Annotated in this window: 10 protein-coding genes; 3 read left to right on the top strand and 7 right to left on the bottom strand. The window is 70.0% G+C overall.

Annotated features, from left to right (window positions below):
* Position 1: 1 nt before the first annotated feature.
* Both QTH86_RS00755 and QTH86_RS00750 read left to right on the top strand, forming a co-directional pair.
* Complete coding sequence (locus QTH86_RS00755; RefSeq protein ID WP_286646567.1) at positions 2-2101, top strand: NAD(+) synthase; 2100 nt, start codon at positions 2-4, stop codon at positions 2099-2101.
* A 112-nt stretch (positions 2102-2213) separates the two neighbouring features.
* On the top strand, positions 2214-3107 hold the full coding sequence (locus QTH86_RS00750; protein WP_286646568.1) for an SDR family oxidoreductase: 894 nt from the start codon (positions 2214-2216) through the stop codon (positions 3105-3107).
* Between the two features lie 24 nt (positions 3108-3131).
* On the opposite strand, the gene QTH86_RS00745 is transcribed toward QTH86_RS00750, so the two are convergent.
* A complete protein-coding gene (locus tag QTH86_RS00745) occupies positions 3132-3863 on the bottom strand; it encodes a Crp/Fnr family transcriptional regulator (RefSeq protein WP_262076843.1) in 732 nt (243 codons plus the stop codon).
* Between the two features lie 158 nt (positions 3864-4021).
* Here QTH86_RS00745 and QTH86_RS00740 point away from each other — a divergent pair, with 158 nt between their 5' ends.
* Complete coding sequence (locus QTH86_RS00740; RefSeq protein ID WP_286646569.1) at positions 4022-4600, top strand: Rossmann-fold NAD(P)-binding domain-containing protein; 579 nt, start codon at positions 4022-4024, stop codon at positions 4598-4600.
* Between the two features lie 54 nt (positions 4601-4654).
* On the opposite strand, the gene QTH86_RS00735 is transcribed toward QTH86_RS00740, so the two are convergent.
* The 6 genes from QTH86_RS00735 to QTH86_RS00710 all read right to left on the bottom strand — a co-directional run bounded on the left by QTH86_RS00735 (position 4655) and on the right by QTH86_RS00710 (position 25636).
* Complete coding sequence (locus QTH86_RS00735; RefSeq protein WP_286646570.1) at positions 4655-11494, bottom strand: prealbumin-like fold domain-containing protein; 6840 nt, start codon at positions 11492-11494, stop codon at positions 4655-4657.
* On the bottom strand, positions 11491-18609 hold the full coding sequence (locus tag QTH86_RS00730) for a DUF11 domain-containing protein (RefSeq protein ID WP_444813777.1): 7119 nt from the start codon (positions 18607-18609) through the stop codon (positions 11491-11493). Before QTH86_RS00730 ends, QTH86_RS00735 begins: the two co-directional genes overlap by 4 nt.
* Positions 18610-18896: 287 nt before the next feature.
* Complete coding sequence (locus QTH86_RS00725; RefSeq protein WP_286646572.1) at positions 18897-21803, bottom strand: beta strand repeat-containing protein; 2907 nt, start codon at positions 21801-21803, stop codon at positions 18897-18899.
* 138 nt (positions 21804-21941) lie between these two features.
* Entirely contained in the window at positions 21942-22568 is a 627-nt protein-coding gene (locus tag QTH86_RS00720; protein WP_286646573.1) for a hypothetical protein, read from the bottom strand.
* Positions 22569-22965: 397 nt separating this feature from the next.
* On the bottom strand, positions 22966-23886 hold the full coding sequence (locus tag QTH86_RS00715; RefSeq protein WP_286646574.1) for a LysR family transcriptional regulator: 921 nt from the start codon (positions 23884-23886) through the stop codon (positions 22966-22968).
* A 286-nt stretch (positions 23887-24172) separates the two neighbouring features.
* Positions 24173-25636, bottom strand: coding sequence for a DegQ family serine endoprotease (locus QTH86_RS00710; protein ID WP_286646575.1), 1464 nt, complete (start codon positions 25634-25636; stop codon positions 24173-24175).
* Between the last annotated feature and the right edge of the window lie 6 nt (positions 25637-25642).

The raw sequence follows: 25642 nt of genomic DNA, 5'->3' as shown, positions 1-25642 counted from the left end.
CATGAGCCCCGCACCGACCGCCGACCTGCCCTTCGACAACCCCTACACCCACGGCTTCGCGCGCCTGGCCGTGGCGGTGCCGCGCAACCACGTCGCCGACCCGGTATTCAACGGCCGCGAGACCGTGCGCATGCTGCGCGAAGCCGCGGCCGAGGGGGCCGTGCTGGTGGCCTTCCCGGAACTGGGCATTTCCGCCTACACCTGTGACGACCTGTTCCATCAGACGGCGCTGCTCGAAGGCTGCGAGGCGGCGCTGGCCGAGGTCATCGAGGCCTCGCGCGGCCTGCCCACCGTCGCCGTGGTGGGCCTGCCGGTGCGCGCCGACCATCGGCTCTTCAACTGCGCGGCGGTCGTCGCCGACGGCACCCTGCTCGGCGTGCTGCCCAAGACCTACCTGCCGAACTACGGCGAGTTCTACGAAGGCCGGCAGTTCGCCGCCGCCGACAGCGCCGTCTCCCGTGAGATCACCCTGTGCGGCCAGCGCGTGCCCTTCGGCACCGATCTGATCTTCCAGGCGCGCAACCTGCCGCTGCTGACGCTGCACGTCGAGATCTGCGAGGACGTGTGGGTGCCGATTCCGCCCTCGAGCTACGCGGCGCTGGCGGGCGCAACGGTGCTGGTCAACCTGTCGGCCTCGAACATCACCGTGGGCAAGGCGGACTACCGCCACAAGCTGGTGAGCCTGCAATCGGCCCGCTGCCTGGCGGCCTACCTGTATTCGTCGGCCGGCATCGGCGAATCGACCACCGACCTGGCCTGGGACGGGCAGGCGCTGATCTACGAGAACGGCGAACTGCTGGCCGAGAGCGAACGCTTCAGCAACCGCTCGCACCTGATCACCGCTGATGCCGACCTCGAGCGCCTCGCGCACGAGCGCATGCGGCAGAACTCCTTCGGCGTCTCGGCACAGCGCCACGCCGCCGTGCTGCGGGACTGGCGCACGGTCGAGTTCGACCTGCCGGGCCTGCCGCAACAACCCGGCGCGCTGCGTCGCAATGTGGAACGCTTTCCCTACGTGCCCGCCGACGCCGCCACGCGCGACGAGCGCTGCCAGGAGGTCTTCAACATCCAGGTGCAATCGCTGGTGCAGCGGCTGGAGGCGAGCAACATCCAGAAGGTCGTCATCGGTGTGTCGGGCGGGCTCGACTCCACGCACGCGCTGCTGGTGTGCGCGCAGGCCATGGACCGCCTGGGCCGCCCGCGCAGCGACATCCTCGGCTACACGATGCCCGGCTTCGCGACCAGCGACCGCACGCTCAAGCAAGCGCATGCGCTGATGGCCGCCATCGGCTGCCAGGCGAAGGAAATCGACATCCGCCCGAGCTGCCGGCAGATGCTGGCCGACCTGGGCCACCCCTTCGCCGACGGCGTGCCGCAGTACGACATCACCTTCGAGAACGTGCAGGCCGGCGAGCGCACCAGCCACCTGTTCCGCCTGGCCAATCACCACGGCGCGATCGTGGTCGGCACCGGCGACCTGAGCGAACTGGCGCTGGGCTGGTGCACCTACGGCGTGGGCGACCACATGTCGCACTACAACGTGAACGCCAGCGTGCCCAAGACGCTGATCAAGCACCTGGTGCGCTGGGTGGCCGACGCCGCCATCCTGAGCGACGACGGCAGCGACGTGCTGCGCGCCATCGTGGCCACCGAGGTCAGCCCGGAACTGGTGCCGTCGGACGATGCATCGGCCGAGCAGCCGGGCCAGCGCACCGAAGACACCATCGGCCCGTACGAGCTGCAGGACTTCCATCTCTACTACATCGTCCGCCACGGTTTCCGGCCGTCGAAGGTGGCCTTCCTCGCCTACACCGCCTGGCGCGATCGCCAGCGGGGCAACTGGCCCGACGCGCTGCAGGGTGAACGCAACGAATACACCCTGCCGGCCATCACCGGCCACCTGCGCACCTTCCTCTGGCGCTTCTTCAAGACCAGCCAGTTCAAGCGCTCCTGCGTGCCCAACGGCCCGAAGGTCGGCTCGGGCGGTTCGCTCTCGCCGCGCGGCGACTGGCGGGCGCCGAGCGACTCCGAAGCGGAGGTCTGGCTGGCCGAGCTGGCACGGGTACCGACGCAGCCTGAACAGCTGTTGCGCGGCCGTTGAGGGCGACGTAGGACTAATTCGCGGCTTTTCACCGGAATACGCCACCGTTCCCAACAGCGGTGCCGAAGGATGGTAAAAAGTTGACAAACGTTAACTCTCTCCTTTCTGCTGCATGAGCGCCTCGTTCCTCTTACCGCTCGACCAGCAGGTCGTCGTCATCACCGGTGCCTCCAGCGGCATCGGCCTTTGCACCGCCCGTCTGGCGGCCGCCCGTGGTGCCCGCGTGGTGCTCGTGGCACGCAGCGGTGATGTTCTCTACCAGGCCTCCCGCGACATCGACGCCGCGGGCGGCCGGTCGATCGCCGTGCCAGCCGACGTCGCCTCGCGCGAGCAACTCGAAGCCGCCGCGCAGGCGGCCATTCAGGCCTTCGGCCGCATCGACACCTGGATCAACAATGCCGGCGTGTCCATCTACGGACGGCTCGACGCCGTGACCGAAGAAGACAGCCGGCGCCTCTTCGCCACCAACTTCTGGGGCGTGGTGAACGGGTCGCTGGTGGCCCTGCCCTACCTTGAGAGGCAGGGCGGCCGCCTGATCAACGTGGGCAGTGCGGCGGCGGAAGCGCCGCTGCCGCTGCAGGGCATGTACGCCTGCTCGAAGCTGGCGGTCCAGAGCTTCACGGACACGCTGCGGGTCGAGGTCGAGGAGATCGACAGGAGCCCGGTGCGCGTCACGTTGATCCAGCCGTCGGCGGTGAATACACCCCATGCGGAGCACGCCGCCAACTATCTGGGTAGGGCACCGGTGCGGCCGACCCCGATGCTCGACCCGATCGATGTGGCCGACGCCATCCTCCATGCCGCGACGCAGGGCGGCCGCGACGTGAAACTCGGGGCGGGATCCCGGCTGGGCATGGCGGTCACCCAGTGGATGCCGTCCCTGGGCGACAAGCTGGCCGCGCGGCAAGCCGGCCCGCAGCCCGGCGAGCGTCCGGCGCATGCGTCCGAAGGCGCGCTCTACCATCCGGGCAAGTCGGGCCGCACCCACGGCCACGCCACCGCCTGAAGCACGGCGCGGTGGCCGCGCCTTTCAATGCAGTGCCAGCGCAGCCGACGGCGTCCTGGCCTGCTGCATGAAGGTGGTCAGCGCCTCGACCTTCGGGATCTGGATGTCGCGACGGCCCTTTTCCTTGAAGCGGATCACGTCGCCACGCGCCATGCGCGACAGCGCCCGACTGACCGTCTCAAGGGTCATGCCCAGGTAGTTGCCGATCTCGGCGCGTGTCATGCGCAGCGTGATCTCGTCGGCGCGCAGGCCGCGCTGCGACACGGCATCGGCCCAGTACCGCAGGAAGCCTGCGACGCGGGCATCGGCCGGCAGCGTGCACAGCGACGCCATCGAGTCATGGTCGCGCGCCAGTTCGCGGCTCATCGCCTGGTGCAGCGCGCCAAGCAGCGCGGGCGTCCGGATGCTGGCCTCGATCAGCGTGTCGTACGGGATCGCCCAGACCTCGCCGGTGTCCATGGCCACGGCGTCGCAGCCGTAGCGGCCGGTGGCGATGCCGTCCAGCCCGAGCCAGTCGCCACGGAAGTGCAGGCCGACGACCTGCTCGCGACCCTCGTCCGACAGGTTGACCATCTTGAAGAAGCCGGCGTTGACGACGTAGAGGCACTGGAAAGGCTGGCCGACCTGGCAGACCACGTCCCCGGCGTGCACCAGGCGCTTCTGCAGCGGCAGCGCGTCCTGGAGCAGCTGCAGCATCGTGGCGATGCGCTGGGCGGGTTGGTCGGCGGCGGTGCGGCGGGGGGTGTCTGCGTGCATGGTGGGCTCCGGTGCGGGTCGATGGAAGGAGCGTACGAAGGCAATGCAACACGACCGACAACGGGACTACCCCGTTGGTAACAGTGATTGACGTTTTATGTCTGAAACGTGTCCGAAGGCGCCGGCACGGCACCGGTGCGCCGCGCGATGACGCCGCCTTGACGAACGTCAACCCGTTGGCCGCAGGCATCCGTACGCTCGCAGCCGTGACCTCGCCTCTACCGTCTCCCGCCCTGCGCGCCCTCGCGTCCAACACGTTGCTGGACGCAGCGGCGGCCAAAGAGCTGCTCGATCTCGCCCGCCGGCTCAAGGCGGCATCGATCGCCGGCCACCCGGCCCTGCCGCTGCTTCAGGGCAAGAACCTGGCCGTGCTTCAGCCGGCGAGCGGTGCCACCGTGTCGGCACTGCACGACGCCGCGGCCGATCTCGGGGTGCGCGTGGCGCGGGTCAGTCTCGGCGAGCCACCGCCGGAGGTGGCCGAGTGCGCGCGCATCGCCCGCATGCTGGGGCGCATGTACGACGCCATCGACGTCGGAACCACCGCGCCGGCCGCCGCAGCCGAACTGGCCACCCATGCGGGTGTGCCGGTCTACCGCGGTCTGGCCGACGGCAGTCACCCTGCGTTGGTGCTGGCCCGGCGCCTCGCACCGACCGATGCCGTCGTGCCTGACGACGCTGCCGAGGGCGACAACCGCCGATTCATGCTGCAGGCCCTGCTGCTCGCCACCATCGGCTAGCGAGACGCCGTGCACCGCCTCTCGGCGGCTGCAGGCGCTCGCCGTTCGTCTCCCTCAATCTACTTGCACGGTGAACGTCACTGCGCCGGATGCCCCGGGCGACAGCACCCCCGTGAAGTGCCAGCTCAGCGCGCCCGTGCCGCCGCCGGCCTGCGCCGCGGCACACGCCACCCTCGGCCCTGGCGCGGGGTTCGCGGGCGTCGTCTTCTGGCAAGCGGTCAGTGTGGCCGGCGTGCTGCCGGCTTGTGCACCGACGAAGCCGGTGTAGCTGGGCGTCGTGTCGTTCACGCTCAGGTTACCTATGGCCGACGCGCCGTTGTTCGTGTAGGTGATGCGGTATTCCAGCGTCTCGCCCGACTTCGCCTGGTTGTTAATCCCGAAGGTGCCGCCCTGCGTGACGTTGCGCACTTCCTTCTTCAACTCGAGCACGCTGTCGGAGACGGTCGTGATGTCGTGCACCGTGTAGCTCGCGCCGAGCGCCGGGCCGGCGTTGCTGAAGTCGAAGCTGGCCTGCACGGGGGCGTTGTTGCTGTGGCCGTTCATCGCCGTGGCCGGCACAAACTCCTGCATGACGAGGCAGACGCTCTGCCCGGCCACGACCGTCACGGGCACCGACGGCGGATACAGCAGCGCGGCGCCTGGCTGCAGCGCACCGGTACACCCAGCGTCCGCGAAGATCTTGCCGCTCCAGCCCGCCAGCACCGGCGTGGCGACTTCGCCGGGAATGCCGAAGCGCACCACCCCACCGGTCTGCGCCTTGAAGGTGTGCGGGTAGCTCACCGTGCTGCCCGGCAGGCCGGTCTTGGCACCATCGGCGGCGAAGGTGTTCGGCGCCACATCGCCGAAGTCGAGGCTTGCAGGGCCGGTGCCTTCCCAGGCGAAGGCGATGCGGTCGGGCGTGCCGGTGCGGATATAGGTGTACGCGGTGCCCGCCACCGTCGTGGCCGTGCCCGACGGCAGTGCCGTGCCGCCCACCGACGCCCCGGTCGAGGTCCAGGCCGAAGGCGTCGCCGGATTCGTCTCTTCCACGCAGAGCGGGGCCGCCGCCGCGGTGGCGAAGGGCACGGCGAGGGTGTAGCGGCCGGCGCCATCGGTCACCGCGCTGGCGAGCACCGTGGCGGCGCAGTTCGTCAGCCGCACGGCGACCCCCGCGATGCCCGCTTCGCCGCCGTTGAGGAGGCCGTCGTTCGCGGTTCCCGCGCCCACGCCGTTGTCGTTGAAGACCCGCCCGCCCACGCTGAGGCCGAAGCTGTTGGTGAAGGTGCAGGTGATGGCCGCACCGGCCACCATGTTCGCGGCGGGAATGGTCAGCTGGTTCGCCACCAGCGTGCCGAACGTCGCGGTGGGCGTGGCGCTGGCGGTGTCCACGCAGCTGGCGCTCACGGGGTTGGCCGGCCAGCCGGTCGGCACCGTCTCCTTGATCGAGGCTTCCAGGCCAGCGGTGCCCACGAGCGTGGTGCTGCCGCTGGCCGTGCCCGCACCCGCCACGGTGATGGTGTCCGTCGGCGCCGACAGGCCGCTCAGCGCAAAGCCGAACACGTTGCTGCCGGTGCCGCCGACGGTGGTCTTGACGATCTGCACCTTGGGGTACGGCGGCGTGTAGGTGTTGGTGAAGGTGCAGACGATGTTGCTGCCGGCGGCGGTGGCGGCGGCATCCAGCACGACCTTGCGGTTCGGCAGGTCCGGCGTGGCGGAACCGCCGGCGCCCAGGCCGGTGCAGGCCACCGCCGTCAGCGCGTAGTTCGCCGGCAGCGGGTCTTCGATGACGGTTGTCACCGTGGCAGGGGCGGCCAGGGTCTGGATGCCCGCCGCGACCGCGGTGCCGGCCGTTGCCGTCACGACGCTCTGGGCGCGGAGCCCGTTGTTGCCGGTGAAGCCGAAGCTGCCCACGTTGCCGATCGAGATCTTCTGGATCGTGACGGTCGCCGAGGCCGAATTCGTGAAGAAGCATTGCAGCGACTTGCCGTACTGCACGCTGGTCGCCGGGATCGTGTACGTCCGCGCATCGCCCCCCGTCCCGAGGCTGCCGATCGGCGCCCCGGCGTCGGTGCAACTCGCGCTCGCCAGATTCCACCCGGGCACGGCCGCCTCGGTGATGGTCACCGCCGTGCCGACCGCCGTCCCGCTGAACGCCTGCAGCCCCGCCGTGGCCGTGTTGCCATCGACCTGCACCGGGGTACCGGCGGCCGTGGTGGTGACACTGCCGCTGGCTTGCGCCGTGTTCGTCAAGGAGAAGCCGAAAGGCCCACCCGCACTGCCCGTGGTGGTCTTCGACAGGGTGACCGTCGGCGGCGCACACACGGTGGTGGCCGTGGTCTGTGCAAGGAAGCCCTCGGCGCCAGGGCCGCTCTTGATGTGGACGACGACCGTGTTGGTGCCGGTGTGCCAGTTGCTGGCCAGCGTGGCGCTGGCCGCGGCACCGGCCACGAAGCCGGCGTAGAAGTACGGATTGCCGGGGTTCTGCGGCACGCCCGGGACCGTCTGCAAGACGCCGTTGACGAACACCTCGGCCACCGAGTTGTCGGCGTAGAAGTCCAGCTTCAGCGAAAAGCTCGACGGCGTGACCGAGGGTGCCAGGTTGAAGGTGAAGCGGTGGTACACGTCCACGTTGTTGGGGCCCTGCCCGGCCGTCGTGTAGTTCGAGTTCCAGTTGGCGTTGCCGAAGGGCGAATTGATCCAGCTGGCCGGTGCCTGGTTGCCGACGTAGGCACGCTGCCAGCTGGCCACACTGCCGGGGCCACCCGTCGCCGTGCCTTCGCCGGATTCCCACACGGTGTCGCGCCCGGTGGTCAAGGCGCCGCCCGGGCCGCCGTAGCCGGTGTTGAAGACGGCGGCATCCGTCGTGCAACTGATCGTCGGCGGAATCGGTGGCGGTAGGACAGTCGAGCCCGTGTTGGTGAAGGTGCAGACCAGTTCGCTGCCCGGCGGCGTCGCCGCCGCATTCAGGCTGAGCACGCGGCCGCTGAGCGTGGCCGTGCCGCCGGCGCCCATGCCGGTGCAGGAGGCAGCGGTCAGGGTGAAGCCGGCCGGTGGCACCGCCTCGGTGAGCGTCATGGCGGTGTTCGGCGCCGCCAGCGTCCGAGTGTCGGCGGCCGCCGGCGAGCCGGCCACCAGGGTCGTGATGCTCTGGGCCCCGACACCGTTTGTGCCCGTGAAGTCGAAGGTCCCGGTGGCATTGAGCGAGATCTTGCGGATCGTCAGCGTCGGCATGGCGCCGAACCGGTAGGGCTGCGGACTCGGCAGGTAGGTGTTGCCCCCGGCGGTGAAGGTACCGGCCAGGGCCACGCCGCCGACCGTGACCGGCGTCGTGCCGTAGATCGCGGCCACCGTGCTGGTGGCCGTCACCTGGCAGAGGCCGGTGGCCGCCGTGGTGCAGGTCCCGCCAGCGCCGACGGCACCGCCGTTGAACGCCACGTCCGGCGTCGCACCGAAGCTCACCACCGTGCCGGCACCGACGGGATTGCCGCCGGCATCGCGGACGAGCACCTGCAGCACGTCCTGCGCGACGCCGTTGGCCAGCGCGTTGTCGGTGACGACGCGCAAGCCCGACATCGCGGCGCTCGGCGAGCCGAGCACGAAGCTGTAGGTCACCGGGCTGGCATGGTAGGTGTTGCCTCCCGCCGTGAAGGCGCCGGTGACCGTGCCCGCCGCGATGTTCATGGCGCTGCTCTTCGGGCCGACCAGGGTGCTGGTGGCCGTGACCTGGCAGGTGCCGGCGGCGTCGGTGGTGCAGCTGCCGGCAGCGCCGACGGCACCGCCGTTGAAGGCCACGTTCGCGGTCGCGGCGAAGCTCACCACCGCGCCGGCCACCGGGTTCTGCGCCGCATCGCGCACCAGGGCCTCCAGCACGTCCTGCGCACTGCCGTCGGCCAGCTGGTTGTCGGTGACGGTGCGCACGCCCGACTGCGCGACGGCACCGGCGCCGGTGGCGATCGTGGTGCTCGCCTCCGCGCAGCTCACCGTCGCGTCGGGCGCGCAGGCGGCGCCCGGTGCCGTCGTGGCCGTGCCGGCACCGACCACACGCGTGTTGGCGTAGTTGGTCAGCACGGTGCCAGCGGCCGCCAGCGCCGGTGCGGTGGGCGCCGTCGCATTCAGCGTGAAGCCGCGCACGCCGGTCAGCGCGGGGATGCCTCCGGTGATGGTCATCGTGCAAGTGAGTGCGGCGCCCGCTGCACTGGGCAAGGTGCCACAAGCAACCGCGGTCACGCCGGTGCCAAGGGTGACGGAGGTGGCGACCACGCCTGGCGGCAACTGTTCGCGCACCACCACCGTGGTACCCGTCGCGATCGCGCCCGTGTTCGCCAAGCTCAGGCCATACGCGATGGCGCCGCCCGGCGCCACCATGGCCGGCGCCGTCTTGCTGAGCGCGACGATCGGCGCCGCAGTGTTGGTGAAGGTGCAGGTGATGACCGCGCCGCCCTTCATCACGCTCGCCGGCAGCGTGGCGGTGTTGCCCGACAGGCTCGCCAGGTTGGTCGTCGCGTTGCCGCTGGTGGCGGCGGCAGAGTCCAGGCAGGACACGGCCGCCGGGTCGGCGGGCCACCCCGCGGGCACCGTCGATTCGGTGAGCGTCGCCTCGACACCGACCGTCCCCGTGTGCACCACCGTCGATGCGACGGCGGTGTTGACGGTCACGACCGACACCGTGTCCGCCGGGTTGGTCACACCGGTGAGCGTGTAGCCAAAGGCCTGCGTGCCGGTCACGTTGGTCTTGACCTTGCGCACCGTGACGCGCGGCTGCGCCAGCACGAGGGTGACCACCGTGCTGGCGCAGTTGCCGCCGCCGACGCACGTCGGGTCGCCGCCGCCGTTCGCCGTCGCCGTGTTGCTCACGCTCGGCAGCGCGGTGACCAGCGGCGTGACCGGAATCACGAAGGACGCGGTGCCCGTCGTGGCCGGCAGGCCGGTCGGCACGGTGCAGCTGACGACCTGGCCGGCCGCGCTGCAACCCGTGGGCATCGTGCCCAGCGTGAGCGTGGCGGGCACGGTGTCGGTGATCACCGTGTCGGCCAGCGTCGCGAACACGCCTGTGTTGCTCAGCGTCAGCGTGTAGCTGGCCGGCAGGCCCACGGCGAAGCTGGGCGTGCTGGCCGTCTTGACCAGCTTGAGCGCCGAGACGGCGGTGTTGGTGAAGGTGCAGGTGTAGTCCGCCCCGCCCTTCATGTTGGCCGCGGGAATCGTGATCGCGGTGCTGGTGCCGGTGACGGGCGTCGTGTTGCCGGTGATGGCACTACCCGTATCCACGCAGCGCGTCGTGGTCGTGTAGCCCACGGCCGACGCCGCCACCTCCGTGACGGTCGCCGCCGTGCCGACCGTGCCGACATGGACCCCCGTCGACGCCACGGCGGTGCCCGATGCCGTGGTCGTCACGCTGTCGGTGCCGGCCGTGACGCCGGTGAGCGAGAAGTTGAAGGTGCCGCTGCCACCCACCGACATCTTCTCGACCCTGACCGTCGGCCGCATGGTGTTGGTGTAGGTGCAGCTCAGGGTGCGCGCGGCGGCTGTCACGGCCGTGGCCGTGGTGGTGCCCGTGGCCGGCGTGGTGACGGTGCGGCTGGCGCCGCTGCCGCTCACCGTCACGGCGGCGCCGTTGCCGTCGGTACACGCCAGCGTCGGGATGTAGTTGGTCAGCAGCGTCCCGGCGCCGGCGGTCTCGGCCAGGGTGACGGTGGCGCCGGTGGCCACCCGCACGGCGCCGGTCGTGCCGCCGTGGCCGACGTCGTTCGCCGGATTGGTCCCCCCCGACGGCGCACCACCGCTGATCTGCAGGTTGAACTTGCCGCCATCGGCCGGCACACCGACGATGGCCTTGGCTAACGTGACGTTGACGTCGTTGTCGAGGATGGACACGGTGGCGGCGGCCACGGCGGCGCCGCCGCAGGTGCTGGTCGAGGACAGCACGTAGGGGCTGGAGGGGGTCGATGCGCCCAGGGTGATGATCACCGTCTCGGTGTCCTCCACCATCGTGTCGTCGAGCAAGGCGAGCGTCGGGCTGGCGTTGACCACGGTCCCCGCACCGTAGTTGCCCGCCGGAATCGTGAAATTCGAGGTGGCGAGCGCCGCGTAGTCCGAGCCGCTGGTGGCCGTGCCGCTGACGGCGAAGGGCACCTGCACGCCGCTCGCAGGCACGATGCCCGCCACGCGCAGCTTCAACGTGACCGTGCCGGCCGACTCCGCCACCACGTAGGTGCTGGCCGAGGCGCTGTCGAATTCGACCATCGGCTTGAGCGTGAACTGGATGTTGTCCAGGAAATTGCCCGCACCCAGCACCCCGTTGGCGCTCGACACCGCGGCAAACCCGATGTCGTGCAGTCCGGAGCTCCCGCCCCAGGTGAAGGAGCCGCTGTAGCGGCCCCAGTTCGCCACCGTGCTCGCCGTGCAGCTGTTGCCGGTCACGCCGCCGCTGGCCGCCGGGCAGTCGCCAGCGACGGTGCTGATCGCGCCCGTGGCGTTGGTGCGTGCCCGTTGCACGGTGTTCGCGCTGCTGTCCACACTGAAGAGCGCGACGTCCAGGCCGCTTCGACCGCGATGGGAAAACTGCCAGTTCACGCGATCGCCGTTGACCATGCAAAGGCTCTGGCTCACGCGACCCGGGTTGAAGGCGTTCAACTCGATGTGGTTGTTGCCTGCATCCGCGGTCACGCCGTTGAAGCTGTTGGCCCAGAACTCGATCGCGCCGCCCGAGCCGGCGGCCACGCCACAGGCGCCCCCTCCGCCAGCCCTCGTTTCGGTGGTCAGCCATCCGCCGGCAAGCGATTGGCTGAGGTACTCGTAGCAGGCCCCCGTGAGAGCCGGCGTCTCGAAGGACGGATTCAGGATGCTGCGCTGCACGGCGTGCGCGGGCAGCGCCCACAGCAGCACGGAGAGCGCGAGGACCAGCGCACGGTGCATCATCGCGTCACCCCGTCGGTCGTCGTGGCGGGCAGGGTGTCGGGTGCGGGCATGGTCGTCTGCGATGGTGGGGAAATGTTCGTGCGCGTGGCGTCCGCGGCGCCGGCCGGCGCCAAGCCCAGCCCGGTCTCGTCGAACTTGAAGCGCAGGCGGATGTAGGCGCCCTTGCTGGTGTATTCGTTGGCTGTCAGGTCGCGGTCACGCAGGCCCACGACGTTGTAGCCCGCCGACACCCACAGGTCCCTGGTGAGCTGGTAGCCCAGTTCGATGCCGGCCGTGCGTTGCAGTGCGCCGCCCTTGCCGTACAGCAGGCCGGCCTGCAGGCCGATGTCCCAGTCGCGGTTCAGGTCCTGCGTGTAGCGGCCCTGCAGCAGGTGCGCCCAGTAGCGGCTGGCGAGCTCGCCATCGTCGGCACGCGAGACCTTGGCCGCGTAGCGCGCGGTGACGACGCGGCCGCGTTCGGGGTTGAAGTTGAGATGGGCCGAGACGATGTCGGCGCTGGTGGTGCCGGGCAGCGACGCGTTGCCGTAGTCGGCGCCGAAGACGCTGCCGCCGGACAGCGCACCCGCCGTGTTCCCCGCACCCACGATGCGTTCCGACCGGTGCTCGTAGCGGGCCAGCGCATTCCAACTGTCGGTGTCGACCGGCCGGTAGGCCACGCCGACCTGGTGGCGCTGCAGGTGCCGCTCGTTGCCGCCATTGCTGCCCTGCCCTTCGCTGTCGCTCACGACGCTGCGTGCCAGCAGGCTCCATGACGGGTCGATCTTGTAGCCGACGCCGGCGCTCACGAGTCGCGTGTCGGCGTCGTCGCCCTTGCGGCCTTCGACGATGCCGCTGGCCTTGACCCGGTCGTCGAGGTACTCCAGGCCGCCCGTGACGGCCGTGGACTGGCCGAGGCCGCCCGCGTAGCCGTTGCCGCTGTTCGCATGGTTGTCGTAGCCGCCCATCTGGCGCGTGTGCTCGAGGCCACCCGTCAGGCGCAGGCGATCGGTGAGCTTGACCGTGTTGCGCACGCCGGTGGCGGCCTGCGCGGCGCGGCCGTCCAGCGTGTCGGCCAGGCGGTACTCGTTGTACACACGCCCGCCTTCCATGTAGCTGCTCTCGATGCCCAGCACGCCGACGTTGTTCGACTGTGCGGCGTCCAGCACCTGCAGTCCGGAGACCAGCTCGTAGCGGCCGTAGACGCGTGTCTTGTCGGTCACCGCGACGTTGCCGCCGATGGCCAGCGCGTGGCGGTCGGACGCATGCACGTCCTGCTCGCCTTCGACGAAGACCTGCGCCTGCGGCAGCCCGGGCACCTGCGTCGACAGACGCGCACGCACCGTCGTCAGGCTTTCGCGCTCGGCGTTGGCCGTGGCGGCCGCCCCCAGCGCGGTGACGTTGTTGGCGTTCACGTTGCTGCCGAGCTGGCCGTTGTAGGTCGAAATCTGGCCATAGTCGAAGCCCGCGCTGGTGCCCATGGCGGTGTTGCTCTGGCCATGGCGCATACCGACCTCCGCCACCATCGCGTCGCCGAGTTTCTGCTGCAGGCTCACGGTGGCGCTTTTGCGGTCGCCGTCGAGCAAGGCGTCCTGGCTGTAGAGCAGCTCGCCGCGCACCGCGGTGCGCGGGTCGACCTTGTATTCGGCCCGGGTGGCGGCCTCGGTGCGGCCGGCCGAGAAGCTCGCGCCGGGGTTGTCGAAACCGTCGCTGGTCTTGCTCGCGAGCGCCACCACGGCGAGCTGCTCGGTCTGGTGGCGCAGCTCGGCCCGCGCCCCGTGGCCGCTGCCCTTTTCGTCGGACTCGGTGCGCACGACTTCGGCAGCCACCGTGGTGTTGTCGCCGACGCGCGCCACGGCCGTCAACGCACCCAGCTTGCGGCGGTTCTCGGGGTTCTCGTCGGTGCTGGCGACCACGCCGAGCTGCAGCCGCTCGCCGACCTTGGCCTGCACATCGGTGCCGGCCACGGTGAACTTCGGTCCGCCGCTGTCGACCTCGTAGGTGATGCGGATCGACTGCGGGTTGAGGTTGGCATCGACCGAGGCGATCGCATGGGTGAACAGCACGCGCCGCGTGAACGGCTCGATCGTGTAGTCGACGTAGCGCTCGACCGCCGTGCGCTGCAGCACGAGGTTCGGCTGGCCGCGGTCGCGCACCACGATCTCGACCTGCTCGCTGTTCTCGACGAACGCGCCGCCACCGGCGCTCAGGTAGTACGGGCCCGAGGTGCCCACCGCGCGGAACTCCTCAACCTGCTGCGTCTGCGTGGTGCGCGAGGCATACGTGGTAGTGCGCACGTTGGCGTCTTCATAGACATGCTTCAAGCCGGTGAGCGACCGGTTGCTCTGGCTCAGGTTGCGCACCTCGGTGCTGCTGGCGGTGGTGAAGTCGCCGTACAGCAGGTAGGAGCGGTTCTTGTCGATGCGCACGTACAGCTTCTGCGTGCTCTGCGCGTCGAAGCCCTTGACCGACGAGTCGCCGTAGACGGGGTAGAACTCGTCGGACCGGATGTCGCGGAACAGCCGGTCGTCGCGCGTCTTGTCGGAGTCGTAGGCGGCGGTCAGCAGGTACTCGCCCTTGACGGTGCCTTTCAGGAAGAAGGCGGCACGGCCGGCAGCGCGGTGGTTGTCGTGGTTGTCCGTGAGGCCCGTCAGCTCGCTCTCGAAGGCCGCACCGGCGGGCATCGCACCGAGCGGCACACCGCCGCGCTGGGTGAAGTCGAGCACGCCTTCGACGATGCCGACGGCCAGCATCGGGCGCATCTCGGGCAGCAGCGCGAGGCGCACTTCCTTCACGAAGGTGCCTGCGCTCACGCGCAGGCGCACATCACCTGGCTCGCCCGGCGGCACCAGACGGAAGTCGGCCACGCCGCCATCCATGAAGACCTGCGTGCCGGGCTCGGCGGGGTTCAGGTCCTCGTCGAGCCAGCGGCCGCGGTCGGCCTCCAGCGTGAGCTGCGTGCGCGCGGTGACGGGCACGCCGGCCGCATCGGTGAGGCGCACCTTGACGGCCACCGGCGTGCGCAGGTCGGCACGCGCCACCTCGGGCAGCGCGATGTCGATGGCGCCGAGCTTGTCGGGCGCGACCACCGTGATCTGCTGCGCGCCGCCGCGCACGTTGCCGAAGTCGTCGACCGCTTCGAGCGTCAGGCGATTGCGACCGGGCTGCAGCGCCACGCCGATGTATTCCCACGCACCGAGGGCCTTCGACGGCAGCTGCGTCTTCTTGCCGACGCGGCGTTCGTCCAGCGCCTGGCCGTCGACCGACAGCCGCAAGGCCACGCCCGCCGCGCCCTTGACCCGCACGTTGATCGAGGGGCCGGGCACCGTGTCGCCGTCCTTCAAGTCGATGAAGCTGAGCGTGTTGTCGCCCAGCTGCGGCAGCAAGGCCTCGAGCTCGATCGGGCTGGGCGCAGCCTGCGGCAGCAACGGCGCGCTGCGCCGCGCGAGCGTGGACTGCGCGGTGGCCGGCAGGCCGTTGAGCGCGGCGAACAGGCTGCCCGCCGGCGCAGCGGCCGTCGCCGACGATGTGGCGGTGCTGCCCAGTGTGCCGCTCAGGCTGCCGGCCGCGGCACCGACGAAGCTGCTGGCATTGGCCGCCGCGGCGGGCATGGCGATCAGCGGTCCCGAGGTGGTGGTCGTGCTGCCCACGCCGCCGCCGGCGAGCGCCTGGCCGCTGGCCGGCTGGGCCACCGAACGATTGACGGCGACGATAGTGTTCTCGGGGTCGAGCCGCAGCCGCACCTGGGCTTCGGCCTCGGTGTCGGGCAGCGCCGCGATGGCCGCGCGCCGTGCCGCCACGTCGGCGGCCACGGCGGGGTCGTCGCAGTTCGTGACGATGAAGTTGGCCTTGTGGAACTCGCCCTTCTTGAGGTCGACGAAACGGCTTTCGGGGCTGCCCGAATGGCGGTTGTCGAGCACCTCCATCCGCGCGCCGGCCGGCAGCGTGGTGGGGTCGACGCGTATCACGTGCGTGATCGGCTTCAGGCCGTAGAGGCTCCACTTGCCTTCGATGTCGGTGATGGCGTGGGTGCCGTCTTCCATGTAGAGGCGCACACCGGGAATGCCGATCTCGTCGACGCCGTCCTGCCGGCCGTCGCGCTTGCAGTCCATGTAGACCTTGCCGAACAGGAAGGCTTCGTCGGAGAACACGCCGCCGCTCACGCGCACCGTCCAGTTCGCCAGGTTCGACTGCAGCGGCCCCGCGATCGCGCGCGCCCGGTTCACCGCATCGCCGTTGGTCGGCGCGCCGACGCCAATGCGCACGCGGTAGCGCACCATGGCCGTCTGGTCGATGCCGAGCGTCAGCGTCGGGTAGCTGAAGACCAGCTGGGGCCCGGCGCCACCCGTCGGGTTGCCGGTGGCCGCGCCGTTGAGCCGCGCGCTGTTCGCCACGTAGGCGAAGCCGGGCGGCAAGCGATCGTCGAAAGTGACGCCGGTGATCGGCACGCCGGTCTTGTTGGTCACCGTCAGCGCGTAGTCGATGAAGTCGCCGAACTCGGCCTGCCGCTTGCTGCCGTCCTTGCGCAGCACCAGGCCGAGGATGTTGCCCGGGTCGAGCGGGATGTGGTTGTGCGTCACGTCGCAGGCGGCGCCCGCGGCGTCGAAGCCCGCGTTGACGCGGGCGTAGTGCGTCGTCGGGTCGGCGCCCTGCGGCGGCGCGGCGTTGGGCGCGACGGGGCTGCAGGCGGCGAAGGTGCCGGGCGTGACCGGGATGAGCTGCGACGGCGCCACGTAGCCGCTGCCCGCCGGCGGCACCACGCCGAGCGTGTAGGTGCACAGGCCCGTGACCGGCGGCGACTGCAGGAAGAACTGGTAGCTGCCGTCTGCGCCCGTGGTCATCGAGATGCTGCCGTTGGCGTTCACCGTGTAGGTCCCCGACGCGGCGCCGAAGATGTCGGCGGCCGTCAGCGGCGCGACCGGCCCCGCGCTGCAGGCCGCGCGCGTGAAGGTGACCACCGCGCCGGCCACCGGCGCGCGCGTGACCGCGTTGTAGACCGTGCCCTGCGGGTCGGCCAGCAGCGACTGCACGCTGTGGGCGCTGGCGGCCACCAGCATCGCCGGCGTGAGGTTGATGGCGTTCTGCTCGAAGGCCGCGGCCCAGGCCTTGTTGGTGACGGCCAGGCGCTTGCCGATGGCGGCCGGCTTCTCGGTGATGCGCACGCTGAAGCGGATCTCCTCGCTCTGGCCCGGCAGCAGCGCGCGACTGCCGTCGGTGAGGCTGAGTGCGACCTCGGTCGGCAGGTCGAAGGCGTCGGCGCTCGCCAGTGCGCCGCGGTTGCAGGCGGCCCGGCCGGTGAAGCTGCCGGCCGGGTTGAGCAGACCGCTGCGCACCGTCGGTGCGGCCGAGAGTTCCCACGACGCGACCTGGCCATCGGCCTTGTCCATGTCGAAGGTGCAGTTGAGGTTGTCGATCACGCGCACGTTCGGCGCCACACCCGCGCCGGTGTTGGTCACCAGCAGCCGGTAGTCGATCTCGTAGACGCCCGGCCCGGCCCGCCGCGGCAGCGAGGCGCTCTTGACCAGCGTCAGGGCCGGCAGCTGCAGCGACACCGGTGTGGGAGCAGCGTTGTTGTTCGGGTTGCCGTCGCCATCGGGGTCGGGGTTCGCGCCGTCGACCGAATCGTCGAAGGCGACCGGCACACCGTCCGGCGTGAGCGCGCCCTGCGAACGCACGCTGTTGTAGAGCGTGCCGGTACGGCCCGTGAGGTTGACCCGCACATCGAACTGCACCGTGAGCTGCGCGCCCACCGGCAGCACCGCGCCGGGCGCCAGCAGGTTCTGCGTCGATGCCGTGCCGGTGAACGCACCGTTGACCACGGCCACGGTGCCGCTCACGCCATTGCCCTGGTCGCTTGCGATGCGCAGCGAACCGGCGACCACCGTGTACTGGTGAGCGCCCGGCACCGCGGCGGGGGTGTAGCTGCCGAACTGTGTCGCGCCCGCGCCTTCCAGCAGGTCGGCCGCCTGCACGCCGTAGAGCCACACCGCGCCGTAGTTGCGCACGTTCACACTGAAGCGCACGGTGGCCGTGCCGTCGAGCTGGCCGTCGGCGCCGCGGTTGACCTGCGGCGCCGATGCCGACTTGGCCACGCCCATGCGGCTCTGGCTGGTGGGGATGAGCACGGTGTTCGACTGCGACACCGCCGGCCCCGTGCCGTCGCCGTAGTAGCTCTGCGCGGCGTTGCGGATGTCGCCGCTCTGGTCGGCCTTGACCTGCACCGCGAACTGCATCGCGACCGAGGCATTGCGCGCCACCGCCGTCGGCAGGCCGATGGCGACTTCGACGGCCGCCGCATCGTCGCTGGTGCGGTAGCTGAAGGGCGCGTCGCCCGGCAGCCGGAACAGGCGCACCGCGCCGGCCGCCGTGCTCTGCAGCGTGCCGACCAGGTACTGCGTGCCGGTGGGCACCACGTCGCGCACCAGCACCAGGGCGGTCGGCACGCCGTTGACCAGTACCGGCGTGCCCGCGGGCGCGGCCGTGTTGCCGGGCACCGCATCGCGTGCGCCGATGTTGGTGCCGGTCACGGCGAAGTCGATGCGCGTCTGGCCCGGCACCACGTGGCCGGGGTAACTCGCCGATTTGACGAGGGCGATGACGGCGACGTCGCCGACGGTGACGACGTCGCGATTGCTCGCCTGGAGGTTTTGCAGCGCCGTGGTCGCACCGAGCACGACGCAGGCGCTGCCGGTGGCCGTCGCCGGGATGGTGCCCTGCACCAGCAGCGACGCCGTCTCGCCCGGCTCCAGCGCCAGCGCGCCGACGGTGCCCAGCGGCAGCACCGGGTCGGCCGCATCGACCACGCCGTTGTTGTTGAGGTCGCGCACCAGCCGCAGCGCCGACAGGTCGAGCGTGTCGGCTGCGCAGCCGCTGCCGTTGTTGGCGAAGGCCAAGCTGTAGCGCGACGGCACGTTGCCGGTGTTGGTCAGCAGGTGGTTCAGCGTGACCACGGTCGCCGGCGGACGGTTCACGGACTGGTCCTGCGTGAGCACCAGCGCCTCGACCGGCAGCACATTGGCGACGACGCCGTTGGAGCTCGCGGTCTCGGTCTGCGCGAAGCCGGAGGGCACATAGGTGGCCTTCGCCACGTTGCGGATCACGGTACCGCCCGGGGCCGGCGCGGCCACGGCCGAGGCCATGCCGAACAGCGCCGACAGGCCGAGCACCAGTGCGGCACCGAGGCGATGCTGCCACGGCAGCGGGTACAGGCGCGAGCACGGGCTCGTTGAGTCTGAGTGAGATTGCACGCCGAGAGACCTTCCGTCGACCCTCCCCCCGGAGTGCCGTGAACACAGGGACTTTTTTCCGCTGGCGTCGGGCCGGTGACACGACCCGACGCCAATGGAAAAAAGCGAAGCGCGCGCCGTGGGGCGGCGCTTCGCACAAGCCGGCAGACCCCGAGGTCTGCCGGCGACTCAAACAGCCGTCAGTTGTTGATGCGCACCGCGAAGGTCAGCGTGGCGCTGCCGCTCGGTGACACGGTGTTGCCGGTGCTGCCGCAGCTCACGGCGGTGGCGCTCTGGGCGTAGGCCAGGGCGGTGCCGGTCACACCGGTGGCGACGCACTGGTTGGCCGGCTGCGTGGCACCGGTCAGGCTGGTGTACGCAGGCACTGCATCGTTGATGGCGATGTTGGTGACCGGCGAGGTGCCTTCGTTGGTGGCCTTGACCTGGTAGACGATGCATTGGCCGGGCTTCAGCGACAGCGGCGTGGCTGCGAAGACGCCGCCGTCGGCCGTACCGTCGCAGGTGAGGTCGGCCGCTTGCGTCTTGAGGACGCGGATCTGGCCGGTGATCACGGTGCTCAGGTCGGTCGCCGTCGGCGTGCCGCAGTTGGCGGCCGGGTCGGTGAAGGTGGCCGTCACGGTCGTCAGGTCGGTGGCACCGGCGCTGGCGCCGCCCGGCGCGAACACGCGCACCAGCAGCTTCTGCGCGCCGCCGACCGCGAGCGGACCGGCCAGCGGGCCGGTCACCAGCGTGTCGCCCGCATCGATCTGGCCGTCGCCGTTGACATCGAGGTAGATCGAGGTGGTCCAGCCCAGCGTGGCGTCGGCCGCCGGCACCGTGGCCGTCAGCGTGTACGCGCCGCAGCTCTGGTTGCCGGTGTTGGTCAGCGTGTGGGCGTAGACCACGGTGCCGCCAGGGGCGACCTGGCCGACGTTGTTGGGCGTCAGCGTGGCGCTCAGCGTGGCAGCGGCGACCACGGTCACGGCGTCGAGCTTGGTGTCGGTCACAAGCACGCCGGTCGAGGCGACCGCGGTCGACTGCACCTGGAAGTAGATCTTCTGGGCCGTCACCGGCGTCTGCGTCGCAGGCGGCGTGACGCAGGCATCGACCTGCTGCTGCGCGCCGGCGGCCACGCTCACGCTGGTGAGCGCGGCACCGGTGCAGGTGCTGCCGGCGGCCACGAACTTGACGGTCCAACCGCTCGGCAACGTGCCGGGGAAGCTGGTCGACTGGCTGGCCGCCAGGCTGTAGCCGTTGGCGGCCGTGTCGTTGTTCTTGACGAACAGCGTGAAGATCGTGCCGGTACCGGCCGCCGTCGTGTTGGTGGTGGTCGGCAGCGGGCTCGGGCCCGGGCCCAAGTCACCGCCGGCGACGGCGCCCGAACCGGTGCCGGCGGCGCTGTTGGTCAGGTCGACCAGCGAGCCGATGACGACCGTGACGACGTCACGGGTGGCATCGAGCTTGGACGTGTCGCCGGACGAACGGCCGGTGACCACTGCGGCGAACGGCCCGCTGCCCACCACCGCGCTCGCCGGCACGTTGGCCTGCACCACGATGGCGACGCTGCCGCCCGCGGCGATCGGGCCGGTGTCGGGCACGCCGTCACCGGTCGTGTCGAGCAGCGGCGTGACGCCGTCGGCCGCGAAGAACAGGAAGCTCGTCCCGGCCGGGAAGCTGCCGTTGGCGATGGTCAGGTTGACGGTGTCGGGCGCATTGCCGGTGTTGAACACGGTCTGCCCGAACTTCACGCTGCCGCCAGCAACCACCGACGGCTGCGTGGTCAAGTCGGCTGGCGTGCCGTTGGGCGTGCCGGGCACGGTGTCGACCGCAGTGGCGGCCGTCGACGGGGTCGTACCCACCGCGAGGCCGTAGCTGGCCGTGACCGTGTAGGCCGCCGGGTTGGTGCTCGACCCCACGGTGCCGATCGCCGTCGAGGTGGCGGCCGGCGAATCCGTCGGGTTGTACTTGGCAGTGTTGGTCGTGGTCGACGTGCCGATCGCCGCGGTGTTGTTGACCAACACCACGAAGCTGATCGTCTGCGTGACGTTCTGGCCCAGCGAGGCGACGACCGCGTTCAGCGTGTTGCCGCTGGCCGCGAAGTCGATGCCGGTCGGGTCGCCGTCGACACCGTCGCCCAGGGCCGTGCCCGGTGCGCTGCTCCACACCGCAGAGCCCGCGACGTAGGTCATGCCGCTCGGCAGGGTGTCCGACAGCGCGAACTTGCCCGCGCCGCCGCCGGTGTTGTTGAAAGTCAGCGTGTAGACCGTGTATTGGCAGGTCGCGCTGGACGCGAGGCCGGCCGACCAGGTCGTCGCACATGCACCCGAGGACGAGCGCGGGCCGCCGGTCGTGGCTGTGGGCCACGCCGCGCCGCCGGGCCCGGCGACTGCGGGGATGCCGATGCTCTTGGTGGCGTTGAAGGCGGCGAACGTGGTCAGGTTGACCTGGTCCTTGTCCGCGGCGACGAGATTTGCCGGGGCGTACAGGGCCGGTGTGCCGGCGGTGGCTGTCACGGTCGCGAGCGCATACGGGGCGGTCGGCGTGGTGGCCGTGCCGGGGATCGAATACGCGACGACGAACTGGAAGGTTCCGTTGCTGCCCGGCACGGTCTGCGCCGGCACATTGCAGGTGGCCGAGGGCACGACCGAGCACAGCGGCGTGGTGCCGTCCGGCAGGCCGTCGCCGTTGGCATCGGCGTAGACCTCGATCTTCGAGAAGCGCGTGGTGGCGTCTTCGGCGACCGCGAGCGTGAAGGTGTCCGAGCCGTTGCCGGTGTTGGTCAGCACGTGCGGCGCGTAGACGATGGAGCCGGCGGCGCCGATCTTCGTGTTGACGACCGTGGTCGTGACCGTGCCGAATGCATCGAGCGTGAAGGAGCCGACCTGCTGGACCGTGGTCTGCACCAGGTTCGAGGTGGCCAGCTGCGTATTGCCGCCGGCATCCGAGTAGGAGGCCGAGGCCTGGTTCCCGATGACGGTATTGGCGGGCGGTGCGGCCGCGAAGACGGACGAGCTTCCGAACAGGAAGCCCAGCGTCAATGCGGCGGCGCCGGCCCACGAAGCACGCGGCCTGAAGCCGGTGCGTGGGGTTGGCAGGGTGGGACTCACTTGGTTTTCTCCTCGGTTGTCAAAAGAAAGGGAACAGGAAGAACCCGGCCGATGCGCTTCCCGAAGGGAAGGCATCCACCGGATCGCGCGTTGTCGGTCGAAGGAAAGAGAGAGCGGGACAACCAAGCGAGGCCACGGTCAGTGCAGCGCGCTGGCGGACGGCGTGGCCGGCGGCGTCGCACTCGCGGTCTTAGGCACCGGCGGCACCACGACTTCGACCTTGGCGCGCGCGCTGACCGACGCCACGCCGCCCGCGGGCAGCTGGCCCAGCGTCCAGCGCAGCGCGCGGTAGTCGCTGTACGGCACGGGTTCGGCCTTGCCGTCCCGGGTCTTGCGCATCAGCGGCTCGGCGGCGAACGCACCGTCTTTCACCGCCGCCTTCACCAGGGTCGCACCCGGCTTGGCACTGCGCGGCAGGTACTCGAGCCCTTCCGGAATCGGCAGGTCGGCGACCAGGCCCGACACCGGCTTGCCGGTCTTGTTGGTGTAGGTCACCGTGTACTCGAGCACGTCGCCGGGCTTGACCGATGCCGCATCGAGCAGTTGCTCCTTGCCGTCGGTAGCCTGGACCACCTTGGATTGCTGGAGCTCCACGGTCACGGCGGCGGTCTCCATGGCCTTGGCCAGGGGCGACCCGGTTTGCGCGACGGTGGAGAAGGCACACGCGGCCCCCAGCAGGACGCCGACGCCCAGGCGCGCGACACGGTGCCAAGGCGCAGCGTCGCGCCGGAGGAAGAAAGCTTGAGTCGATGTTGTAGTTGGCATTGGATGCTCCAGTTCAAAAGACAAGCGGCGGCCCGACACGGCCCGTCGCACCCACGACGGCTCGGGCCGCCGATCCATTGCAGACGCGCACGCCCCCCGCGGGCTGCAGCACGGCAGCAATCTTTAAAAGAAAGGAATCCCTCGAAATACTTCTGTTGTTATTCAGCCGTCAATTCCGGGCCACTGACGGGCCGTTGGAATTGACTCGACCCGTCCCCTGTGCCGGTGTCGAAGAAATTCTTATTTTTGAATGTGAATAAATATACCTACCCGGGCGCGCAAAATACCGGAACTAGTTCACACTTCGCAGCCGGTACCGGCGGTTCCATTTCCGACAACCAAGGCGGCGAATGCGCCTTGCCATCGCATCGGCCACCAAGAATCAATTGGTTGACAATTAGGAGATTTGGCGGATGCCAGCCGGGCGTTCGGCTTGCGTTGCATCCAGAAGATATTCGACGAACGCCCTGATCTTTCTGGAATTGCGGCGACCCGGGAGGAAGACCAGGTTGATCTCTTCCTCCGCCAGAGGAACGAACGGCAGCACGGCCACCAGTTCACCCTTTTCCAGCGCCTCCGCCGCCAAAGCGGCGGGCACCAGGGCAATGCCGCGACCGGTGCGCGCCAGCGCCAGCAGCAGGTCCGGGTCGTTGCAATGCAGGACCGTCGCCGCAGCGATGCTGCGCGGCTGGCCCACCGTGGGCACGGTCATCTCGCCGACCCGGCGGTGCGCGCCGCCGATCAGGAAGGCGTGGCCCGCCAGGTCGGACAGGGTGACGATGGCGGCGCTTCGTCCCAGATAGGCCGGTGAGGCGCACAGCAGCATCGGCACGGTGGCCAGTCGACGCGCCACCAGTTCCTCGCAGCCCTCGCGCCCGAGTCGCAGCAGCACGTCCGCCTCGTCACGGAAGAGGTCGACATGGCCATTGCCCAGCTCGAGCGACAGCTGCAACTGCGGGTGGGCGGCCATGAAATCCGGCAGATGCGCGGCGAGGAGTTGGCGGCCTGCATAGGTCGGCGCGGCGATGCGCAGGCGGCCGGTCAGGGCGCGCTCGTCGGCGTAGAGGCTCGACATCGCCCGGTCGACGGCACGGAGCATGTCGACCGCCGTCTCGAAGAACTGGCGCCCTTCTTCCGTCAATGCGAACCGGGCCGCGCCCCGGTGCAGCAGCACGTGGCCGACGCTGGCCTCCAGACGCTGCAATTGGCGAGATGCGGAGGCCTTCGGGACATCCAGCACATCGGCGGCGAGCGTCAATCCGCCCAATTCGACGGCCTTGATGAACAAGCGCACGTCGGCAAGTGAAAAGTCTTTCATGGATCTTCTTATTCACTGTCATGGAGCCCTTGCAACGCGCCCCCTCCCAGGGCCGCGCCACCCCCATTTGATCCGCGTCGTTTTCGACGTCGGCGTTTGGGCTCACGATGCTTGCATTCTCAACACATTTGTCTCTGGTTACACGCGACGCAAATGACATTGTCTGATTTGACAGGAATAGATCGTTATTTTGTGTACTGGTTAACGCTGCGGCCCGCCCATGAAAAAACCCGCCCTCCAGAAAGAAGGGCGGGTTCCGCCGGAATCGGCGCTGACAGCGAACTGATCAGCCGATGCGCACCGGCACGAAGATCCGATCGCCGCCGCGCTGAATCAGCAGCGCCACGGATTTGCCGGCCTTGGCGGCCACTTCCCGCACCTGCTCCACGCTCTGGGCGGGCGTGCCGTTGATGGCCAGCAGCACGTCGCCCGGCTGGACCCCGGCCATGGCTGAGGGGCCGCCGGCGTCTTCGATCAGCAGCCCGCTCTCGACTTCCGCCTCGCGCTTCTCCTGCGGCTGCAGCGGGCGCAACGCCAGGCCCAGCTTGCCCTTGCCCGTCGCCTCGTCGTTCTTGGCGACGACGCTGCCCTTCTCGGACGCATCGCCGAGCTTCGCGGTGATCTGCTCGCGCGCGCCCTGGCGCCACACGTCCAGCGTGACCTGGCTGCCCGGCTTGCGCTGGCCGATGACGGCCGGCAGGTCGCCGGACGACACGATGGGCTGCCCGTCGACCGCGCGGATCACGTCGCCCGAGCGCAGGCCGGCCTTGTCGCCCGGGCTGCCCTTCTCGACGTTCGACACCAGCGCGCCTTCGGGCTTGTCGAGCTTGAAGGAATCAGCGAAGGCCTGGTTCACTTCCTGCACCGCGACGCCCAGGCGCGCGTGGCTCGCCTTGCCGGTGGCGACGATCTGGTCCTTGATCTGCACCGCCACGTCGATCGGGATCGCGAAGGACACACCCTGGTAGCCACCACTGCGGCTGTAGATCTGCGAGTTGATGCCCACCACCTCGCCACGCGTGTTGAGCAGCGGGCCGCCGGAGTTGCCCGGGTTGATCGCCACGTCGGTCTGGATGAAGGGCACATAGCTGTCGTCGGGCAGCGAGCGGCCCTTGGCGCTCACCACGCCGGCGGTCACGGTGTTCTCGAAACCGAAGGGCGAGCCGATGGCCAGCACCCATTCGCCGACCTTCAGGTCCTTGGTGCTGCCGAGCGCGACGGTCGGCAGGTCCTTCGCATCGATCTTGAGCACAGCGATGTCGGTTTTCTCGTCGGCGCCCAGCACCTTGGCGCGGAACTCGCGGCGGTCGGTCAGCTTGACGGTGACCTCCTTCGCGTCCTTCACCACGTGGGCGTTGGTAAGGATGGTGCCGTCGGCGCTCACGATGAAGCCCGAGCCCTGGCCGCGCGTGGGCACTTCGCGTTCCTGCTGCCGACCGCGCGGGCCGATCTGCCCGCCGAAGCGGCGGAAGAACTCGGCCATCGGGTCGTCCGGGTCCATGCCGGCGGTACCGTCGAACGAGGTCTTGGTGGTGCCGGTGACGCTGATGTTCACCACCGCCGGGCCGTCGCGCTGGGTGATGGTGGAGAAGTCGGGCATCGTCACCAGCGGCGCGGCGGGCGCGGTCGCGGCCGGGGGCGTCGCCACGGCACGCGCGCTGGTGTAGGCGCCGGTGCCCACCGCGCCGATCACGCCGGCGGACGCCAGCGCCAGCACGAGGCCTTTGGTCGAAGTCAGTCGGGTGTTCATGGAGAT

The organism is Variovorax sp. J2L1-78, assembly GCF_030317205.1.
Taxonomy (GTDB): domain Bacteria; phylum Pseudomonadota; class Gammaproteobacteria; order Burkholderiales; family Burkholderiaceae_C; genus Variovorax; species Variovorax arabinosiphilus.
Note: the sequence above shows the minus strand (reverse complement) of the source record. Positions and strands in the feature narration are given on the sequence as shown.